Here is an 18065-nt window from a genome sequence, read left to right on the forward strand (position 1 = left end):
ATCAATACCCCCGGAATGGTGATTTGTAGGCATTTTCCAGTCTGTCCATTGGTGTGTCGATAAGGGTTTTTTGTGCAGCAACCCGAAAAGATGTGCCCCCCGCCGTTCCCAGCAACAGCGCGTCCGTGCCCATGACCTTCTCAAACGCCTTCCTGTTCCCCTCGAAAACCGTGACAACGAACCTGCCCAAGGATTCGGAGAAGAGATAGTAATCCGGACGCATTGCAGAAGTGATGACAAGATCCATGCCGATACGGCCCGCGATCGCGACCTTGGCAAGGGCGACTGCAAGGCCCCCATGGCTGACCGGGTGTGCAGATGCAACAAGCTCCTTCCCGATCGCACCGGTCAACCGCTGGTACCGTGCTTTGGCTTTTTGGGCATCGAGCGCGGGGACCTTATTCCCGATGGCACCGAGGCTTGCGAAATACTCAGACCCGCCCAGTTCTTCCGATGTCTCCCCGATGACATAGATGAGGTCTCCATCGAATTTGGCGTCCATCGATACGGCGGCGGACACATCGGGATGAATGCCGATCGAGGAGATGAGCAGCGTCGGGGGCACGGAGATCTTTACCGGGTTGTTATCGGCATCGAACCCGGAGAAATCATTGAACATGCTGTCTTTGCCGGAGATGAACGGGGTGCCAAACGCAGTGGCAAAATCATAACACCCCTGCGCAGCCTGTTTCAGCTGCCCAAGCCGTCCGGGGTCATCGGACGAGCACCAGCAGAAGTTATCGAGGAGCGCAATTTTGTCCAGCGGGATGCCGAGCGCGACCAGCCCCCGGATGGCCGTGTCAATCCCCGCAGCCGCCATGAGGTACGGGTCGATCTCTGAATACAACGGGAACAATCCCTGCGATAATCCGACCCCCTTCTTTGACCCCAGCACGACCTTTGTCAACGAAGATGCGGTCTGCACCCGCCCTTTGCCCTGGACCGGCCCAAGGACATATCCCCCCTGCACAGTATGGTCGTACTGTGTCGAGATAAATTCCTTTGAGCAGATGTTTTTCCTCTGCAGCATAGACAAAAGCGTCTCGTCCAGCCTGGCCGGGCAAGTGACTGCCGGTTCGGGGTATGTGTTTTTTTTACAGATGGTTTTCAGGTGCTTCTTTGGAAGGCCATCGTGCAGGAACTTTAAGTCCACGTCCATTACAACCCTGCCATGGCACTCGACGACACACCTGCCTGTATCTGTGAATGTTCCAATCACTGTTGCCTCGACATCCCTTCGCTGCATCAGGTTCATGAAGACCGCTAGGTTTTCCTGCGGGATTGCAAGGGTCATGCGTTCCTGGGATTCGGAGATCCAGATCTCCCACGGTGCCATACCGGGATATTTTAACGGTACTTTGTCAAGGGAGACGTGGCAACCATTACATTCCCTTGCCATCTCAGCAACAGAACAGGAAAGGCCGCCAGCCCCGTTATCGGTAATACTATGGTACAGTCCAAGATCCCGCGCCTCCTTGACAATGACATCGGATAACTTCTTCTGCGTGATCGGGTCTCCGATCTGGACGGCGGTCACCGGGCTCCCCGGGTCCAATGCCTCTGAGGAGAACGTGGCTCCATGGATACCGTCCTTGCCGACCCGGCCTCCCGCCATCACTATGAGGTCACCGGGTTTCGCCTGTTTTTCAAAGAGTGTCCTGTGGTGGTATTCAAGCGGCATCACCCCGACCGTGCCGGCAAAGACGAGGGGCTTACCGATGTACCGGTCATTGAAATAACACCATCCCTGGGGTGTGGGGATGCCCGAACAGTTGCCGCCGACACCCACTCCTCTTACCACGCCGTCAAGGATCTGGCGTGGGGAGAGAATGGGATTTACCTTATTTTTACCCCGGAAAAGTCCCGTTTCTTTATCTGGATCCCCCATGCAGTAACCGTAATAATTGATGCAGGGTTTTGCGCCAAGGCCAAACCCGATCGTGTCACGGTTCACCCCGACGATGCCGGTCAGGGCTCCGCCGAACGGGTCAAGGGCTGACGGTGAGTTATGGGTCTCGACCTTATGGGTCACGAGGTGCTTTTCATCAAAGATGATTGCCCCGGAGTTATCCGAAAAAACCGATACACAGATGTCCCTGTCCCCCTTTTCTTTCCTGATTTTATTGGTAGCTGCCTGGATACAGGACTTATAGAGCCCGAGCGGGATGTCATTATCCATTGGTGATGCAAAGATCGTGTGTTTGCAGTGCTCGCTCCATGTCTGGGCGAGCGACTCGAGTTCCACATCTGTAGGATTCCTTCGTTGCCGGGAAAAATAGGTGCGGATCGCGTGAAGCTGGGCGAGGTCAAGTGCAAGCGGGCCTCTCCGCTGTCCTGTCAGTGGATCAATGATCCCCTCTTTCCCGAGCCGTGCAAGGCTCCGGTCATCAAGGTCAAGGCTCACTGTTTCTGCCGTCGGCAGTTCATGCAGGTGGACACGGGGCACGACCGGATCCATGCCCTTGTCACCGTATTCTTGCCGGGTTTTGATATGCACGCGGTTTACGAGGGGATTTGCCAGTACAGCCGCGAGCCTCTGCAGCGAAGAGGATGAAAGGTTCCCGCAGACCAGGTAGAGCTGCGAGGTATAGACTGCATCGTCCTCGCCGAAGGTTATGGAGAAATAATCCCCTATCGTCTGTTTTGCCGTTGTACCGGCATTATCGGTAACGCCCGGGAGAAATCCTACCCCAATCGCATAATCAAAATCTGCTTTTGTCGCGGTATCAATTGTATATTTCTGGACGACCGGATTGGCGAGATGTTCGCCAATCCGGATTAACTCACCATGGGTAAAATCCCGTGAGCTCATTGCAATGGTATAGGTATCGATAAGATGCAGTTTTTTGATGGGAAAACCTAAAGAGCGGATCCTGTCGGTTCTTGATTTTAACCGCGGATCGGATTTATAGCATACTTCTATCCGGTGGATAAAAGAAGTCATGCTCAGGAATTGGACGTAACTTACAAAATAGCTATTGCACCAAGCTGCTGCAGGGGGGAGCTCTGCGCAGGCACCAACCTGTATCCGCAATACCACTTTGAGCTCCATGCAATGCTGGGAAAGCCTTTTTGGTGGTGCCGCCCCTTCATATATACGATGACCGATCCCTATGAAAATCTCCTAAAAAAGGCATATTCGAATATTTCCGAGGTGAGTGTCTCTTCAGAACGGTTTGTTGTTCCCGAAGCCAAGGCCTATATTGAAGGCAAGACAACCGTGCTTGAAAATTTTGTCGAGATTGCCGACAAGATCCGGCGCGACCATGACCACCTGATGAAATTTTTGTTAGGCGAGCTCGGGACCTCAGGTAAGATCGATGGCAACCGTGCAATTTTCAACGGTAAGTTCGAGATCGCATTGGTCAAGGCGATCATCAAGAATTACGTGGACGATTATGTCATCTGCTCCGAGTGCGGCAGGCCGGATACAAAACTGGTCAAGGATGACCGTGTCCAGCTGCTGCGCTGCGATGCGTGCGGCGGTCACCGCCCGGTAAGGAAGCGCAAGGCACGCACCGAGCCGGTGGAAAAGAACCTTGAAGAGGGGGCGATCCTTGACCTTGAAATCCAGTCACTCTCCCGCAGGGGGGACGGGGTCGTGAAGATGGGGCGGTATATCATCTACGTGGCGAATGCAAAACCAGGCCAGCAGGTAAAAGTCAAGATCTCACGGGTCTCCGGTTCGATCGTCTTTACCGAACGGGCGGTTTAAAGTCCCGGAGTGCATCTCTTTTTTTCTCAGGAAAAATAATAAAAAAAACATCCTGAAGAAAAAAATTTTAAACTGAGTTTATGTTGTTATTAAAAAAGGGCCTGTCACTTACTTTCCAAGTCCCTTGATCAGCTTATCGCAGTTCCTGGAGAGCCGCTTGCACGCATCCCGGATGACCACCATGGGATCTTTTTTGCCTTTGGTGGTGACGAGGAGTTCCGGCTCCGAAAACTGGAACTCAATGATATATTTTGCGACGTCAACGGAAGGGTCGCGGAGGATCTCATCGGTGAGGGCGTTCATGAAGGTATGTCCTTCACCCTGAACGAGGAGACGTGCCTTGTTACTCTCCAGCTCGAGTACTTTTACAATCATGCACCTATGTTTGGGGAGCTGAAAACTATTAATGTATGGGTGGGGATGGGGAAGGTGGGCGGTGCAGTCCGTGGCAGGGGAAGTTATCGGCAACTCTTCAGAACGTGAAGGTCTCGAAGTCTCTGCCAACATTGGGAAGATCCCATGAGATCATGTGGCTCACGTGCACGCACCTGAACTCCTGTGGCTTTAAGTCCTGTGCGAGCGTGCAGGCATCAAGGTAGTTCATGTGCTTGTGGATCCTGACATCCGACGGGACGAGGGCATCGATGAGCAGGAGGTCAAGGTCGTATAACAAATCGAGGCTTTTTTTCGGGATATCGGCGTTGGTGTCCGAGGTGAATCCGATCCGCGCCCCGTTACATTCAACGAGCATGCCACATGTGTATGCCGGGGGATGTTTAACCATAAAAGGGGTGATGGAGCACCCGGCAATAGTGAACTGTTCGTACGGGTTGACCGGGTGCTTTTCAAATGAAAGGAACCTGAACACTTCGGCACAGTAGGAGAGCACCGGCGGGGCGGCATACACCGGCGGCACTTCCTGCACACGGTAGAATTCACCGAACCCAATGAAGTGATCGTAGTGCCCATGGGTCCAGATCACCGCATCGATCTTCGGAGAACCGTTGAGGAGGAGCTGCTGCCGGAGGTCGGGGGAAGTGTCGATAAGGATGTAGGCACCGTCATGCTCAAGGAGAAGGGACGTCCGAAGGCGCATCTCTCCTGTCTCACGGGCACGGGTGCACTGGGGGCAGGAGCACCCGACCTTCGGTGTGCCGATCGCATCGCCGGTGCCAAGAAGGGTCAGTTTCATGCTCACAGCCAGTTCATCCGCTGGATTGCATCCCGGTTCTTCACCATCATGATGCCCTTTTCGATATCGGCGCGGTCGATTGCCTCCCTGCGGTCCATAAGCGCCGAGAGTATCGCCTCTTTAATCATCAGGCGAAGGTCGGCGCCGGAGAACCCCTCAGTCTCCTCCGCAAGCTCCGAATAATCGCAGGTGCAGTCGATGGATGCAGTCACCTTCTTTAAGATCTCCCTGCGCATCTCTTCCCCCGGGAGGGAGAACTGCACCACCTCATCAAACCGCCGCCATGCCGCCTGATCAAGCAGCTGGGGGTGGTTGGTTGCAGCGATCAGGAGCACACCGTTTTTCACAAGGCTGATGCGATCGATGTTTTTTAACAGCGAATTCACTGCCCGTTTCATCGCACCGTGGTCATCGGTGACCCGGCTCTTTGCCACAAAGTCGAATTCGTCAATGAACAGGATCGATGGCGAGAGTTTTTTTGCAAGCTCAAAGATGCGGTCGATATTCTTTGAGGTTTCCCCGAGATACTGTGAAGTGACCATCGAGAGCCGGACTTCAAGGACGGGCATATGCAGGGTCCGGGACATCGCAAGGGAAAGCGATGTCTTGCCGGTTCCCGGTGGACCGACAAAGAGGAGTTTGCCTACCTCGTAGATACGGTGCTGGTGCAGAAAGTCCTGGTGCTCAATTGCATGCCGGATCTTCGTTATGATCCGGGTCTGGTCGGAGGTGCAGACCAGGTCGTCCATCTTCTGTTCCACTTCATCAGGTGAACTGACAATCACTAGGTCAAGCGCTGTGCGCAGCTTTTCGTCTTCCGCGATGAGCTTCGAGATCCGGGTATCGAGAAATGCCCGGGTATCTTCAAATAGGGGGTTTGCCTTCCGGACTGCTTCATAAGAGACTCCGACCGAATCGATCTTTTCGAAATAGAACGCAAGCGCGGGGTTTTTTTCGATCAGCGACCTGCCCCCCTGCCGGAGGAACCAGAGGGCTGCGGGTTCCAGCGTTGTAAGTTTTAATCGCTGCCCGAACTCTTCGAAGCTGACAAAGGGGTTGCCCTCCATCTTTGTGTGGGCGTCGGTGATCCCCAACGAGCGTTTGAGCATCCCTTCGCTGACCGAGACCGGGCGCTTGATGCCCGGTGCGCCTGACGAGGTAAAAATTTCCCGGCACATTGGAGTCAGGTCATTGATATCGAGTTCCGGGTGCCGGTTGAAGATATCGGCAGTCAGGACGATTTCCATGACATGTAAGCGGTCAGCATCTCCGGACATGGTTGTAACTATAAATATAATCCCCAAAATGGCATAAGGTTATCTCAACGGGTGGTCACGATGCACCCGTCGCCGGTAACGATCAGGGTGTGTTCGTGCTGGGAGACCAGCGACCCCGGAATGTCCGCAAGGACGGGATATACATGCAGGTGCCCGCTTCTTACCAGCCCGGGGAGTACAATATCGGCTTTTTTGTCCGGCAGCCAGCGCCTTGCAAACGGGAGCCCGCGCCGGTCACGGACATGTTCGATCACCGCCCGTCCGGAAGGAACGCGGACTGGTTTTGTCGAGATCTGCTGGTAGATCTCTTTTCTCGCCCGCTCCCCGACACGCCCGCTCCCGGTGCTTGCGAACGGTTCGATGGCAAATACCATCCCCTCTTCGAGCACGACGCCTCCCGGCACCCTGATGTTGGGGATCGTAGGTGGGCGGTGGATAACGTACCGGTCGAGCCCATGCCCGGTCAGGTTGGAGACGGGGTGGTATCCCCTGCTCTCGATCTCATGCTGGATCGCAGCCCCGACTTCCCCGGCAGGCACACCGGGGCGCACGGCTGCGACTGCATGCTCCAGCGCCTGGAACGATGCCTCGATGAGTTTTGCATGGGAACCGAGATCTACAGTGGTCGCAGTATCGGCGATAAAGCCGTCAATGTGGACGCCAAGATCAAGTTTTGCGACATCGCCCCTGGCAAAGACCCTGTCATCGATGGCCGACGCGGTGTCATGGGCGGCGTCCTCGTTTAAGGAAAGGTTCAGCGGGAATGCGAGGCCTGCGCCTGCTTCAAAAACCCGGGCTTCGACCGACTCGATGACCTCTGCGTAGGAAGCACCGATACGGATACTCCCTGCCCCTTCCCGGAGGATCCGTGCCGCGATCTCCCCCGCCTGCCGGTACATATCAAATGTCGCGTCATCCATCATATCACGAGGTCCCGTGAATATTTTGTAAACCGCGTAAAGCCCTTTTTCGTGACCACCCCGATATCTTCCAACCGCACTCCACCAACATCCGGGTAATACAGCCCGGGTTCAACCGTGATGACATTACCTGCGGTAAGCCGGGTTCCCGAGAGGCCTAGCGACGGGGGTTCATGTACCTCAAGCCCGATTCCATGCCCAAGGTTATGCACAAATCCGGTTGTCGCGCTGCCGTACCCGTGGTCTTTGAAAAAATCGACCACTCTCTGGTGGACGTCCAGACCGGATACTCCCTCGCGGATCTCCCTGACTGCCAGATCCTGGGCCTCACATACCACCGCATGCATATCCAGCACTTTTGCACCGGGTTTCCCTTTCGAAACGGTCCGGGTCATATCGGAGAAATAGCCTGAACGGTCGTCCCGCGGGAATATGTCCAGCACAATTGGCTGGCGGGCTCTCAGCACACCAGTTCCCATGCAGTGTGGGATCGCCGAATCCTCGCCGCAGGACACGATGGTATCCTTTGCACTGCAGCCACATTTGATCAGAAGAGCATGCATCGCAGCTCTCACCCGCTCAGATGTGAGCGGTTTTCCACCGGATACAAGGATGCCTTTTCTCACGGTCGACCCCTTGATTAAGTTTATGCCAAGATCGATTGCCGACCCGGTGACCCGCTGCACTTTTTTTATCGCTCCGATCTCCGCCCGGCTCTTGACAGCCCGCATCGATTGAAGCGCGGTGTCGTCAACAATGAGTTCAACGGATCCCTGCAGTGCCCGGGCGAGCGCGAGGGGAAATTTCGGCGGGACGAGAATTTTTCCCTGCAACTGCCCTGTGATCATCCGTGCCGTCGCCTGCCACGGGTCTTTTTCTGTTTTCAGGATCTCAAACATGCCTGCCTGCGCCCGGGTCATTACTGCTGCTTTGGACTCCAGCACTGCGCGGGGGTGCTCCATCTGGGAGATGATGATGGTGCCGCGCCGCCCCGGTTTTTTAAAATAGATGAACGGGTCGTTTGTCGTAAACCCGGAAAGGTACCTCATGTCAGCGTCTTCAGAAGAGGCGTATATGAGGTAGGCATCGGCACCGCTTATCCTGACTGCATTGTCCAGTGCATCCATTGTACCTGATATGTGCCCTGAAACGTCAAGTACTTTTATCATGGAGGTGACGTATGAGTAATGGATGCTATCACAAAAGAGCAGTTCCGGTGGAAATTCTACCGGCTGGCACTCCAGCTGAACGCGGTCATTTTTTTAGCTGCGCTTACCGTGATGGCCGTATTCATCGCCCCGGAACCGTACCGTATCCTGCTGGTACTGGCGATGACGGCGCTTGTGGCATACCTGGCGATTTCCTTCCGGAAGAAATACCGGGAAACCCAGGCGTGGCTGTATGAACATGCGGACCAGGGAAAAACCAGCGAAAATCCACCATGACCGGAGGTATCTTTTCTGCATGCTTAAGAAAATGAAAGACGAGGTCGAATTATTAAGCCGGCATATTGAAGTGGCACGGGCAGTTGTCGAGTTCCAGCCGATCGGGATCATGAAACTCTCCGAGTTCCTCACCCTCCCTTCCCACCGGATCCGGTATTCCCTGCACGTGCTCGAGCAGATGGGTTATATCCGGGCATCTCCGGACGGGGCGGTTGCGACACCCCAGGCATCGGAGCTGCTTGCACATCTTGACGAGGATCTAAACGACCTCATCGGGTTGTTGAACGATATGAAAAAGACAAATTCAAAATCATTAAAAAAAATGCATTGAGCTGCCGCCATCAATATGTCGGTCCAACTGTCCTAAAACTATTAAACTGACAGTTACGTCCCCTTGTTCAGTCACGTGTCGTTATCAGCCCGATAGCTACCTTTAAAAAGCCCCAAAAAGAATCATATAAGGCACAGCAAGACTGCCGCCATAACTCAGTTGGTAGAGTGGCTGGCTGTTAACCAGCATGTCACAGGTTCGAGTCCTGTTGGCGGCGTTATGGGCCCGTAGCTCAGTCCGGTTAGAGCGCCCGGCTCATAACCGGGCGGTCATGCGTTCGAATCGCATCGGGCCCATTTTTTTTATTATGAATTTTAATTCGCAACCTTTTCAATGACCAAAGTTCAAAGCAAGCATTATGAAGTGCCCGGTCTGCGAGATGGACTGTGTGAAGTCTGCAAAGGACATCCTCGCATCACTCCCGACAATTTTTCTACCCTGTGCAGAGTGCAACGCCCGCGTCCTTGATAAACGTGTCCCTCTTCCTGATCTCTCCTACGGCCTGCCCTGCTCCTGCGGAAAACGGTTCATCGACGAAGTCTTTGCACACATGTATGTCATCATGGTGGAACAGGGAGACCTGAAACCCACAGACCCGCTCATCGCAGTAGGGACGCCGCTTGTCAACCCGGGCTATGCAATGGAACGCCCCCCGTTCCTCCCGGAGAAATCCCTTGTCCTGCTTTCCCCCCGGGTCACCAAACCGGCCGCGGATATTTTGATAAAAGACGTGCCGGAGCTGCGAGGTGTCGTAAAGTCTGACAATTTCACGCCCGGTATTGCCGATCCCGATCTCAACTCGGTTCCAAAAGTGTATGATCTTCTCGCAGGCTGCGATGTCAGGGCGGATGTCTTTCCCTTATGGACCGGCCCGCTTGTAATGTATAAACAACAGTCGCTGATCCATATAGAATTCCCCCGGGGCAACGACCTGAAAATCCGTGCTGTTGAAAAGCGTGTCGGCAAACCGCCTGTTAAGGATTTTGTTGACGCATGTTCCGGCGCCGGGACGCTGGGCCTCACGGCAGCATGCATGGGCGTCCCCCACGTGGTCATGAACGACGCATGGTATGCATCGGCATTCTGGTCAGCGTTCAACCTCGAAGTGAACCGGGACTACCTCAAACTCAACAAGATAAAGATATACGAGCAGTACCAGGATATGCAGAAGCACCCGGTCGCAAAGGAACCTCTAAAAATCGCGGAGACCGAGGGAGAGCAGGTCATTGAAGTCTATCAGGGCGACTTCAGGTTGTTACACAGGGTATTGCCAGCGGGCAGCCCACTGACCGCGATCGATATTTTCGATAAAAATGACAAAGAGAAGATCGACTCGATCCAGAAAGAATGGCTGGAAAAAGTGGGCGGCGAGGTTTTCATCCCTTAAAACCCTTTAAGTTCCCGTAATCCGGTAAAAGTCCATCATTGAAAAAGGGAGCCCCGCAGGTACAAAGCCTTTTTTCCCGCAATTGACAAAGGTATATGGGGACTAGCCCGGGTGGTTCGGCGTCACCTGTAACCTGAAACCGTCGGTATGCCGGGGGCGAAGTTTGACCGAGGCTGCAACGACCTGCTGGAACCGGTATGTCCTGACTGTGAAACCTCGTCCCATGAGGTCGATGGACAGGGATTAAAATTCCGGAGGGAATGGCAACCTGTTGCTGCGGGGACCGGTTCAGGCCCGGAAGGGAGCAGACTTACCGTAGACATCCGGCGCCCATGGGGTAACGGGGCAGAGGATGGATGTGCTGGTGAAAGCAGTAACGTACAGTCGACCGATAACGCGTCCCCATTTACGATTATTATGTCCAAAGTGACCATTGTCGGTGCAACAGGAAATGTCGGGAGTTACGCTGCTCACGCGATATCAATCATCCCGCATGTTCACGAGATCCTGCTGTACGGTCGGGAGGGGCGCGATGCCCTGCTCAAGGGTATCACCCAGGATTTTGTAGATTCGTTTGCAGCACGGGGTACCGATATCCAGATCAACTGGACGACGAATTTAAAGGACGCTGCAGGATCTGATGTGGTCGTAATTTCCACAGGTACGCCCCGCACGCCCGGGCAGGACCGGCTTGACCTTGCCTTAGGCAATGCCAGAATCATTGCGCCGCTTGCCCAGACTATCGGTGTAGTTGCACCGGAATCCAAGATCCTTGTAGTTACCAACCCGGTCGATGTAATGACCTGCGTTGCGCTCAAGTACTCCGGCATGAAGCCCAATCAGGTGTTCGGACTGGGTACGCACCTTGACTCGATGCGCCTGAAATCACTCATTGCATCCTATTTCAAGGTACATGTCAGCGAAGTGCATACCCGCATCATCGGCGAACATGGCGAGAGCATGGTGCCGCTCTGGTCTGCGACAACGATCGGGGGGATCAAGATCTCCAACCTGCCTGCATTCTCGCATCTCCCGGTAAAGGATTTCATTACGTCTGTCAAATGCAGCGGCGAGGCGATCATCAAGAACAAAGGGTCAACGGTCTATGGGCCCGGTGAAGCGATTGCATCTTTAGTAAAAACAGTGCTCGGAGACGAGAACCGCATCCTGACCGTTTCGGCATATATTAAAAGCGAGGTGCATGATATCGGCGATATATGCATCGGTGTACCGGCGCGGGTAAACCGCAGCGGTGTATTCCCGGTGACGATACGTATCGACGAATCCGAGGTCATCGCGTTCCGCGAATCTGTCGAAAAGATACGGACCAGTACCAAGCAGGTTTTTTCTGCACTTGAAGAGGATCCCGGTCTATCCAAGTAAAAATCAGGTATAACAGATAAAAAGTTATAAAAAAATAATAATGCTGGGTTAATAACTACTTTACATCAGGGTAACTTCAATAATCTCTGCCCGCTCGACACCGGCAACTTCTGAAAGCGAACGTTCGATCGCATCGGTTTCGCCACCGGCATCATTGATGACCGCTGCAAGCTTGATTGCTTTTAATCCAAATCCTATCGGTTCTTCCTTGATGTCCTGGATGCCGGGTAGTTTCTCTTTAAGAGCGGTTTTGAGTTTCTCTAAGTCGACCTCGGGTGATTCTGGCATTACCCGTGCGATGACTGCGACGCTGCCCATAACCTTACGGTCCCCCGAATCCGCATTTCAGGCAGATATAGGGGATGCTCTGCTCCCTGCACCGGTAACACCGTCTGATCTCAAAACCACACGCCGGGCACCCGAATTTTGTTGCCCCCTCTTCTGCAAGCGGAGCGTTGCAGGATGTACATTTTTTATTTTCCATGGATATGCTCACCATCGGTTCCTATACTATGTAACCTGATTACCATTAAAAGATTGCATCGGGCCGGCCGTCTCTCTTGAATGGATGCTGCAGGCGGATATCGCCAGTTTATAAAGCCGGCACTTATAAACGGTGTTAATATGCTCCGGCTGGTTGCCTCCCTCTTCCTGTTGTTGTGTGTTGTCCAGTGCGGTGCCGTCCGTATCATCGAGTTTTGTCCTGACCCGTACCTCTACAATGATGCAGATGAATACCTCGTAATATACGGTACCGGATCGCTCGATGGAATTACGGTATCGGATGGTGAAGGCGGGTTTCGATTCCCTCCCGGGACGATCATCAACGGAAAACTCACAATTGCAAGAGATGCAATCGCTTTTTGTAAAACGCATAACAGGATGCCCGATTACGAATGGTACGACTATTCACCTGTGGTCCCCGATGTGATATCGGGCGATAAACTCAGGATGGCTAATTCCCGGGACGAACTTATGGTCTACGACCATGGGACGCTTATCCAGACCGTATCATGGCCAAAGGATATCAAACCCCGCGAGGGACAGGTGCATTACCTTGAAGACGGGGTTTGGGACAAGCGCCCGCTGATGCTCGGGCAGTCCCGGTTTTCAACAAAAACATACAAAAATATTACCGTCACCACGTTTGTCTCTCCTGACAACTCAAACAAAGTATTTTTACAGGCAGTTGCATCTGCAAACCGGACCGTTCATGTCAATGTGTATGAATTCTCAAGCCAGGTAATGGCACATGCACTCAATGGTGCACACGAACGCGGGGCAGATGTCATCATCCTTGTTGAAGGGGGCCCGGTCGGGGGAATCAGTCCTGAGGAGAAAACGGCACTCTGGATGATGAACCAGAGCGGGATCCCTGTCTACCAGATGACCTCGGCTGGTGGAGAGAAAGCACCCTACCGGTTTGACCATGCAAAATATGTGGTCATTGACAACCGTGCTGTCCTTCTCACCAGCGAGAATTTCAAGGCCAGCGGATTTCCCCCGGAAGGGATAAGAGGCAACCGGGGCTGGGGCGTATATCTTGAAGATACAGAGACCGCTCAATATTTTGAAGATGTTTTTCTTTCCGATATCCAAGCCCCCGGTTCGATCCCGATTGCCGGAACACCGGGTGCATCTGAATCTCCCTCTACTGTTCCTTATACCCCCGAATTCTCTCCCCGGCGATTTACGGGTGCAACGGTTACCCCGGTCCTTGCGCCCGATACAAGTTACCTGATCCTTGACCTCCTGAACAGTGCGCAGGAAACGATTGATATCGAGCAGGCCTATATAACAAACGAATCTGCCTTCACCCTGAATCCGTATCTTGCAACTGCCATCAATGCGTCCCGGCGCGGGGTCCACGTAAGGATCCTGCTTGATGCGTATTGGTATAATGTTGAAGACGAGAAAGACAACGACGAGATGGCAGCGCTCATAAACCATATCGGTATCATCGAAAAAATCCCGCTGGAGGCACGGTGCGCCGATCTCGAATCAAACAATCTGGAGAAGGTCCACAATAAGGGAGTGATCGTGGATAACCAGAGCGTGCTTGTTTCCAGCATCAACTGGAACAGCAACTCCCCAAATTTCAACCGGGAAGCCGGGGTCATCATCGAACACCCGGGAGCCGCTCAGTATTTTAAGGAAATATTTGAGGACGACTGGCAACCGGTAAGGTATGCCCCTGTCCGGAATTTCGATTATCTCAAAATCGCTGGGTTAATTGCGGTTTTTGCAGGACTTATCGCACTCTTTTTATGGAGACGACAGAGAATATGAGAGACGGGTCAAATATAAATCATCGGTAAGGAAAAAACCAGAATTTACATCCTGTCAAATTTCTTCTTTGCACATTTGCAGACATCGCAGATATTGATGTCGCTGTCCCCTGTATCAACCGCAATCGCCCAGCGGTCTATGACTGCGCTGATCTCGGAAGAGAACTGCACTTCGCTGCTCCCCCGCTTTCTGCTGACATACTGGGAGATCGCCGCTCTTGTTACTCCCAGCCTTCGTGCAGCCTCACTCTGGGACAGCCCGCGCACATGTATTAACCGGGAAACCATCTCGGCACGCATACTGGGGAGCATCTTGCGCACCAGCGCATCGCAGTGGATGAGCAGGCAGGGTTCGTGGTTCATGCGCAGGCTTTAGGAGTCTCACTGGATTGCCGGGGCCGGTTCTGGTAGATGATCTGCCTTGCATCCCTGAAGTTGAATTTCTCGATGATCATCTGGCGTTCTTTTAATTTTTTCAGGGCATAACGCACCGTGCGGGGGGCAAGGTTACTCTTCTTGACAAGATCCTTGTGCGTCATCGCCCCGCCTGTATCCAGGATTGTGAATACCGTCCTTGATGAGGGTGGCAGTGTTGCGGAATACATGATCGTGTTGTTAACACTGTTAACATATCAATGTATCGCTGATTTATACTTCCAATTGTGAATTGCTATTGATGTTCGAACGTCAGGAACGGCTGGCTCTCCTGATACTGGTTGCTGTGACAATCACCGTGGTTGCCGCTCATATGGCCCTTGAGAATGTGGGGAAGGGTCCTTTTGCCACCCCGTTCACCGAAAAGTCCAGTGACGGGGAACTTGTATACCTGTCGGGAATGGTTGACCATCTTGTTCTTACAAAGAACGGGGGTCACCTGGTTATGCAGGTAGAAAACACATCTGTTTTTATTCCTGGCCAGGTTGCTTCAGGAATGACTGTGCGCAGCGGGGATAATATCTCTGTGAGGGGGATCGTCCAGACTTACCAGGGAAAAAAGGAAGTGGTTGTCCGGTCAGGATCCGACATATCCTTCCTGCAGGAACATTCCTGATTAAAAGGAAATAATCTTTGTCTCATGCGAATAATCATGGTAAAAAGACACATACAACCTTTCAAAACTTTTTTTATCTGAAGATGCAACATTAAGCCTATGAAACAGATTTTTGGGGCTCTTCTTGTGATTGCTGTCATCGGCCTCGTTCTGGTTGCCGGATGCACCAGTACGGCGCCGCAGACATCCCCGGCAACATCATCCGGAGGTACCGGAGCACAGCAGGCAACAACAATCGCAACAACGGCACCGGTTAATGCAGCCACTACTGCAGTCTCTGCGGGAAGGGTTATTATCAATGAGAAGATCAACCTGCCGTCAACAACAGCAAAAAAATATGTTTTAGAGGATTACGGGTTCCAGTATATTTATCCAAAGGACAGCTTTACCATCTCCATTGACTCTGACAAACCGGTGAACGTCCTTGTCATCGATAAGGGAGATGATCTCAAGTTTCCGGTTGTCACCCCGGCATGGAATACGGACTTAAGAAAAGACCAGTGGGATTACAGCCCGGTCATACCTGTATTCAGCCAGAGCAATGTACTGAAAAAAGACATGACATTCACAATAAAAGAAAAGAGCAAGTACATTATTATCATCGACCCGCGGTATAATGGCAGCAATGACGAAGTCCACTTTAATATTAAAGTGACGAAAAATTAATTTTTTAGGGCCTGTTGCGTTGTTATGGGGGGTTGCACCGGCCCACTCTTTTTCAGTATACTGAGTGCCGTTCTCGCAGCAACCCTGACATCCTCATCCTTATCCAAAAGGAGGTTGTTGAGCGGGTTGACTGCCCGGGTGTCACCCAGTCGTCCCAGTGCCCATGCAGCATCCTTTCGGACTCTGGGTTTTGGATCGTTGAGCGTTTCGATCAACGGTCCGACTGCCCGGAGGTCACCGAGTTTTCCCAGCGCCCAAGCGGCCCCGGTCCGCACCCATTTATTCTCGTTTTTCAGCAATGCAATCAGGGGCTCAACCGCCCGTTTATCGCCGAGCTTTCCGAGCGATTTTGCGGCGAGCCACTGGACATCTACATAAGGGTCATTGAGGGCAGCAAGGAGCGGTTCAACCGCGGATTCATCTCCGTGATCCCCGAGCGCTTCCGCAGCTTTCCACCGGGAGTCAAGGTACGGGCTTTTTAATAACGTGATATATGCATTTGCCAGTTGTTTCCTGCGCTCTTTTACCTGTTCCGGGTCCTCCACGAGCTCCGGTTCCTGCTCCCCCATTTATCATCCCCGATAGCCCTCAATTTGCGATGGAGTATTATTAATCTTTCTTACTTCTCTTCAAAATGGCATGATGGCGGGTTTTAATAAAAAAACATGCCGTATTACTTTTTCAATGGCATTATCTCAAGATGTACGGGTATATTTTTCACCGAATGAGTCAATGCACCGATACTGATCACATCGACATCGAGAGCCGCATACTCGACAATTGTGCTGACATCAATGCCACCTGATATCTCAACAATCACATTGTCACGCAGACCTTTCTGTGTCAATGCATCAAGGGAATCCTGTACCTGCCGGGGAGTCATGTTGTCAAACATGATAATATCCGATCCTGATTGCGCTGCCCGCACCGCATCTTCACGGGTTTCCACCTCGACCTCGATTTTGTAACAGCGTGAGCGGGATTGTGCGAGCGCGATCGCCTCATCAAGGCTTACAATCGCAAGATGGTTGTCTTTTATAAGAATACCATCGCTCAGATTTGACCGGTGGGTGTCACCGCCTCCGAGGGATACTGCTTTTTTGTCAAGTTCGCGAAACCCCGGGCAGGTCTTGCGGGTCGCTGCCACCCGGCACGACGAATTTACGCGGTGCACCAGTTCTGCAAATTCTCTTGTTGTAGTGGCGATCCCGCTCATCCGCCCGATAATATTGAGTGCTGTGCGTTCAACAAGCAGGATCTTTTTTGCAGGCCCGTGCAGGGTCATGAGCGTATCCCCGCGGCGAACCAGTGAACCGTCGGGGATAAGCTCGTCCACCCCCACCTCAAAATACCGGAACAGTGCGGATGCCTCGCTGAGTCCGGCAATTACAGCAGGCTGCTCGGCACTGATCCGGGCATTGCATCCGATATCCGGAATGATGGTTTCAGAGGTCACATCACCAAAAGGAGCATCTTCCCGGATTAAATTCAACAGATAATCAATGCTTACCATGGGAATTCAATCCTGAACCACGCAGTCGCTCTCGTTTTGGAAATTCGCGCATATCATGTACCGACAACGATCGGGTCTTCCAGTCCCTGCAACAGCGAGAGGATTGAGAGGGCGGCAAGGTAGCTTGTCGCGGGATTATCAGGGCTTGGCACATTGGTCACCCGGATGCAGCTCTCGCCAAAGTCGCCTTCAAAAATGACTTCGTGGATGTTACGGTCGATGGCGGGATCAACCCAGAGTTCAACGTCTACATCTCTGCCAGCGGCAAGGCTCATGGCAACCGACACATTAACGTTCTTGGGGAACGCCTTGATGCATTCGTGTGCTTTTCCGGAAAAGATGATTCGGCGCTCCTTTGCCTCGACCCCAAGCGATGCGGGGCTTTTTATTGTCCGTAAGAGCAGTTTTTTTACCGGTGAAATCCGTCCCACCTTGAGGTTGTCAAGGCCAAAGATCGCACCGCTGGGAATATAGATCCGTTTACCGTTGTGCCTCGCAGATTCCCGGAGCTCGTCCCTGAATAATGGATCTGCAAGAGCCCCCACGCTCATGATGACAAGGTCTTTTTTATGTTCAAGGACCTCAATTGCATAGTGTCTTACCGCATTCACCGAAGCTGCCTCTACAACGAGATCAAAATCTTTGGAAATAAATGACTCAAAATCCTTATATGCCCGGCCCGTAGTGATCATTTCAAGTTCCTTTGCCCGTTCAAAAAGAGTATCAAAGAGGGCGACGATACTGATTCCATCGGCATGGTTTGCTATTATGTGCCCGATATTGCCACAGCCGATCAGGCCGATCTTGATCATTCTTGGTCTCCGTAAAAATTAAAATTTTTAGGTCATTCTCAATCTTTGGTTCAATATTTGTTTAATTAGGAGGATAGAGCCTTTA

General features: G+C 52.5%; 21 protein-coding genes, 2 tRNA genes and 1 other RNA gene. 11 read left to right on the forward strand and 13 right to left on the reverse strand.

Annotated features, from left to right (window positions below; all coding sequences use genetic code 11):
- Position 1: 1 nt before the first annotated feature.
- Positions 2-2944 carry an AIR synthase-related protein gene (locus OS112_02070; protein WAC05439.1) on the reverse strand — a complete coding sequence of 981 codons (2943 nt, stop codon included), beginning with the start codon at positions 2942-2944 and terminating at the stop codon, positions 2-4.
- Between the two features lie 156 nt (positions 2945-3100).
- Here OS112_02070 and OS112_02075 point away from each other — a divergent pair, with 156 nt between their 5' ends.
- Positions 3101-3715, forward strand: coding sequence for a translation initiation factor IF-2 subunit beta (locus tag OS112_02075; protein ID WAC05440.1), 615 nt, complete (start codon positions 3101-3103; stop codon positions 3713-3715).
- Between the two features lie 108 nt (positions 3716-3823).
- Here the strand turns inward: OS112_02075 and OS112_02080 are convergent, their stop codons facing one another.
- The 5 genes from OS112_02080 to OS112_02100 all read right to left on the reverse strand — a co-directional run bounded on the left by OS112_02080 (position 3824) and on the right by OS112_02100 (position 8273).
- Positions 3824-4090, reverse strand: a complete 267-nt coding sequence (locus OS112_02080; protein ID WAC05441.1) for a DNA-directed RNA polymerase subunit L — start codon at positions 4088-4090, stop codon at positions 3824-3826.
- A gap of 97 nt (positions 4091-4187) precedes the next feature.
- Positions 4188-4907, reverse strand: coding sequence for an MBL fold metallo-hydrolase (locus OS112_02085; protein WAC05442.1), 720 nt, complete (start codon positions 4905-4907; stop codon positions 4188-4190).
- 2 nt (positions 4908-4909) lie between these two features.
- Positions 4910-6184: an ATP-binding protein gene (locus OS112_02090; GenBank protein WAC05443.1), complete on the reverse strand. Its 1275-nt coding sequence runs from the start codon at positions 6182-6184 to the stop codon at positions 4910-4912.
- A gap of 44 nt (positions 6185-6228) precedes the next feature.
- A complete protein-coding gene (gene map / locus OS112_02095) occupies positions 6229-7104 on the reverse strand; it encodes a type II methionyl aminopeptidase (protein ID WAC06189.1) in 876 nt (291 codons plus the stop codon).
- Positions 7104-8273 (reverse strand): Xaa-Pro peptidase family protein, encoded by a 1170-nt coding sequence (locus tag OS112_02100; protein ID WAC05444.1) that lies wholly within the window; start codon positions 8271-8273, stop codon positions 7104-7106. The genes map and OS112_02100 overlap by 1 nt, the downstream gene beginning before the upstream one ends.
- Before the next feature lie 18 nt (positions 8274-8291).
- Here OS112_02100 and OS112_02105 point away from each other — a divergent pair, with 18 nt between their 5' ends.
- The 7 genes from OS112_02105 (at position 8292) to OS112_02135 (ending at position 11650) form a co-directional block, all read left to right on the forward strand.
- Complete coding sequence (locus tag OS112_02105; GenBank protein ID WAC05445.1) at positions 8292-8549, forward strand: hypothetical protein; 258 nt, start codon at positions 8292-8294, stop codon at positions 8547-8549.
- Between the two features lie 19 nt (positions 8550-8568).
- A complete protein-coding gene (locus OS112_02110) occupies positions 8569-8880 on the forward strand; it encodes a hypothetical protein (protein ID WAC05446.1) in 312 nt (103 codons plus the stop codon).
- A gap of 144 nt (positions 8881-9024) precedes the next feature.
- A tRNA-Asn gene (locus OS112_02115) sits at positions 9025-9097 on the forward strand.
- 4 nt (positions 9098-9101) lie between these two features.
- Positions 9102-9176: transfer RNA gene (locus OS112_02120), tRNA-Ile, on the forward strand.
- A gap of 62 nt (positions 9177-9238) precedes the next feature.
- Positions 9239-10267 carry a hypothetical protein gene (locus OS112_02125; protein WAC05447.1) on the forward strand — a complete coding sequence of 343 codons (1029 nt, stop codon included), beginning with the start codon at positions 9239-9241 and terminating at the stop codon, positions 10265-10267.
- A 95-nt stretch (positions 10268-10362) separates the two neighbouring features.
- Positions 10363-10673: signal recognition particle sRNA (gene ffs / locus OS112_02130), an RNA gene on the forward strand.
- An 11-nt stretch (positions 10674-10684) separates the two neighbouring features.
- Positions 10685-11650: a malate dehydrogenase gene (locus OS112_02135; GenBank protein WAC05448.1), complete on the forward strand. Its 966-nt coding sequence runs from the start codon at positions 10685-10687 to the stop codon at positions 11648-11650.
- Between the two features lie 60 nt (positions 11651-11710).
- Here OS112_02135 and OS112_02140 read toward each other — a convergent pair whose 3' ends face one another.
- Entirely contained in the window at positions 11711-11968 is a 258-nt protein-coding gene (locus OS112_02140) for an elongation factor 1-beta (GenBank protein WAC05449.1), read from the reverse strand.
- Positions 11969-11972: 4 nt separating this feature from the next.
- A complete protein-coding gene (locus OS112_02145; GenBank protein WAC05450.1) occupies positions 11973-12134 on the reverse strand; it encodes a zinc finger domain-containing protein in 162 nt (53 codons plus the stop codon).
- A gap of 140 nt (positions 12135-12274) precedes the next feature.
- Here OS112_02145 and OS112_02150 point away from each other — a divergent pair, with 140 nt between their 5' ends.
- Positions 12275-13939: a phospholipase D-like domain-containing protein gene (locus OS112_02150; GenBank protein ID WAC05451.1), complete on the forward strand. Its 1665-nt coding sequence runs from the start codon at positions 12275-12277 to the stop codon at positions 13937-13939.
- Between the two features lie 44 nt (positions 13940-13983).
- On the opposite strand, the gene OS112_02155 is transcribed toward OS112_02150, so the two are convergent.
- A complete protein-coding gene (locus OS112_02155; GenBank protein ID WAC05452.1) occupies positions 13984-14301 on the reverse strand; it encodes a helix-turn-helix domain-containing protein in 318 nt (105 codons plus the stop codon).
- Positions 14298-14543: a winged helix-turn-helix transcriptional regulator gene (locus tag OS112_02160; GenBank protein ID WAC05453.1), complete on the reverse strand. Its 246-nt coding sequence runs from the start codon at positions 14541-14543 to the stop codon at positions 14298-14300. The genes OS112_02155 and OS112_02160 overlap by 4 nt, the downstream gene beginning before the upstream one ends.
- A gap of 71 nt (positions 14544-14614) precedes the next feature.
- Between OS112_02160 and OS112_02165 the strand changes: the two genes are divergently transcribed.
- Positions 14615-14989: a hypothetical protein gene (locus OS112_02165; protein ID WAC05454.1), complete on the forward strand. Its 375-nt coding sequence runs from the start codon at positions 14615-14617 to the stop codon at positions 14987-14989.
- 99 nt (positions 14990-15088) lie between these two features.
- Complete coding sequence (locus tag OS112_02170) at positions 15089-15655, forward strand: hypothetical protein (GenBank protein ID WAC05455.1); 567 nt, start codon at positions 15089-15091, stop codon at positions 15653-15655.
- Here OS112_02170 and OS112_02175 read toward each other — a convergent pair.
- The 3 genes from OS112_02175 to nadX form a co-directional block, all read right to left on the reverse strand.
- The gene (locus OS112_02175; protein WAC05456.1) at positions 15652-16224 is read right to left on the reverse strand and encodes a HEAT repeat domain-containing protein; all 573 of its coding nucleotides are present in this window, start codon (positions 16222-16224) and stop codon (positions 15652-15654) included. The genes OS112_02170 and OS112_02175 overlap by 4 nt on opposite strands.
- 104 nt (positions 16225-16328) lie before the next feature.
- The gene (gene nadC / locus OS112_02180) at positions 16329-17168 is read right to left on the reverse strand and encodes a carboxylating nicotinate-nucleotide diphosphorylase (protein ID WAC05457.1); all 840 of its coding nucleotides are present in this window, start codon (positions 17166-17168) and stop codon (positions 16329-16331) included.
- Between the two features lie 53 nt (positions 17169-17221).
- Entirely contained in the window at positions 17222-17980 is a 759-nt protein-coding gene (nadX, locus tag OS112_02185; GenBank protein ID WAC05458.1) for an aspartate dehydrogenase, read from the reverse strand.
- Positions 17981-18065: the final 85 nt, after the last annotated feature.

This window comes from Methanoregula sp. (assembly GCA_026625165.1).
Taxonomy (GTDB): Archaea; Halobacteriota; Methanomicrobia; order Methanomicrobiales; family Methanospirillaceae; genus MVRE01.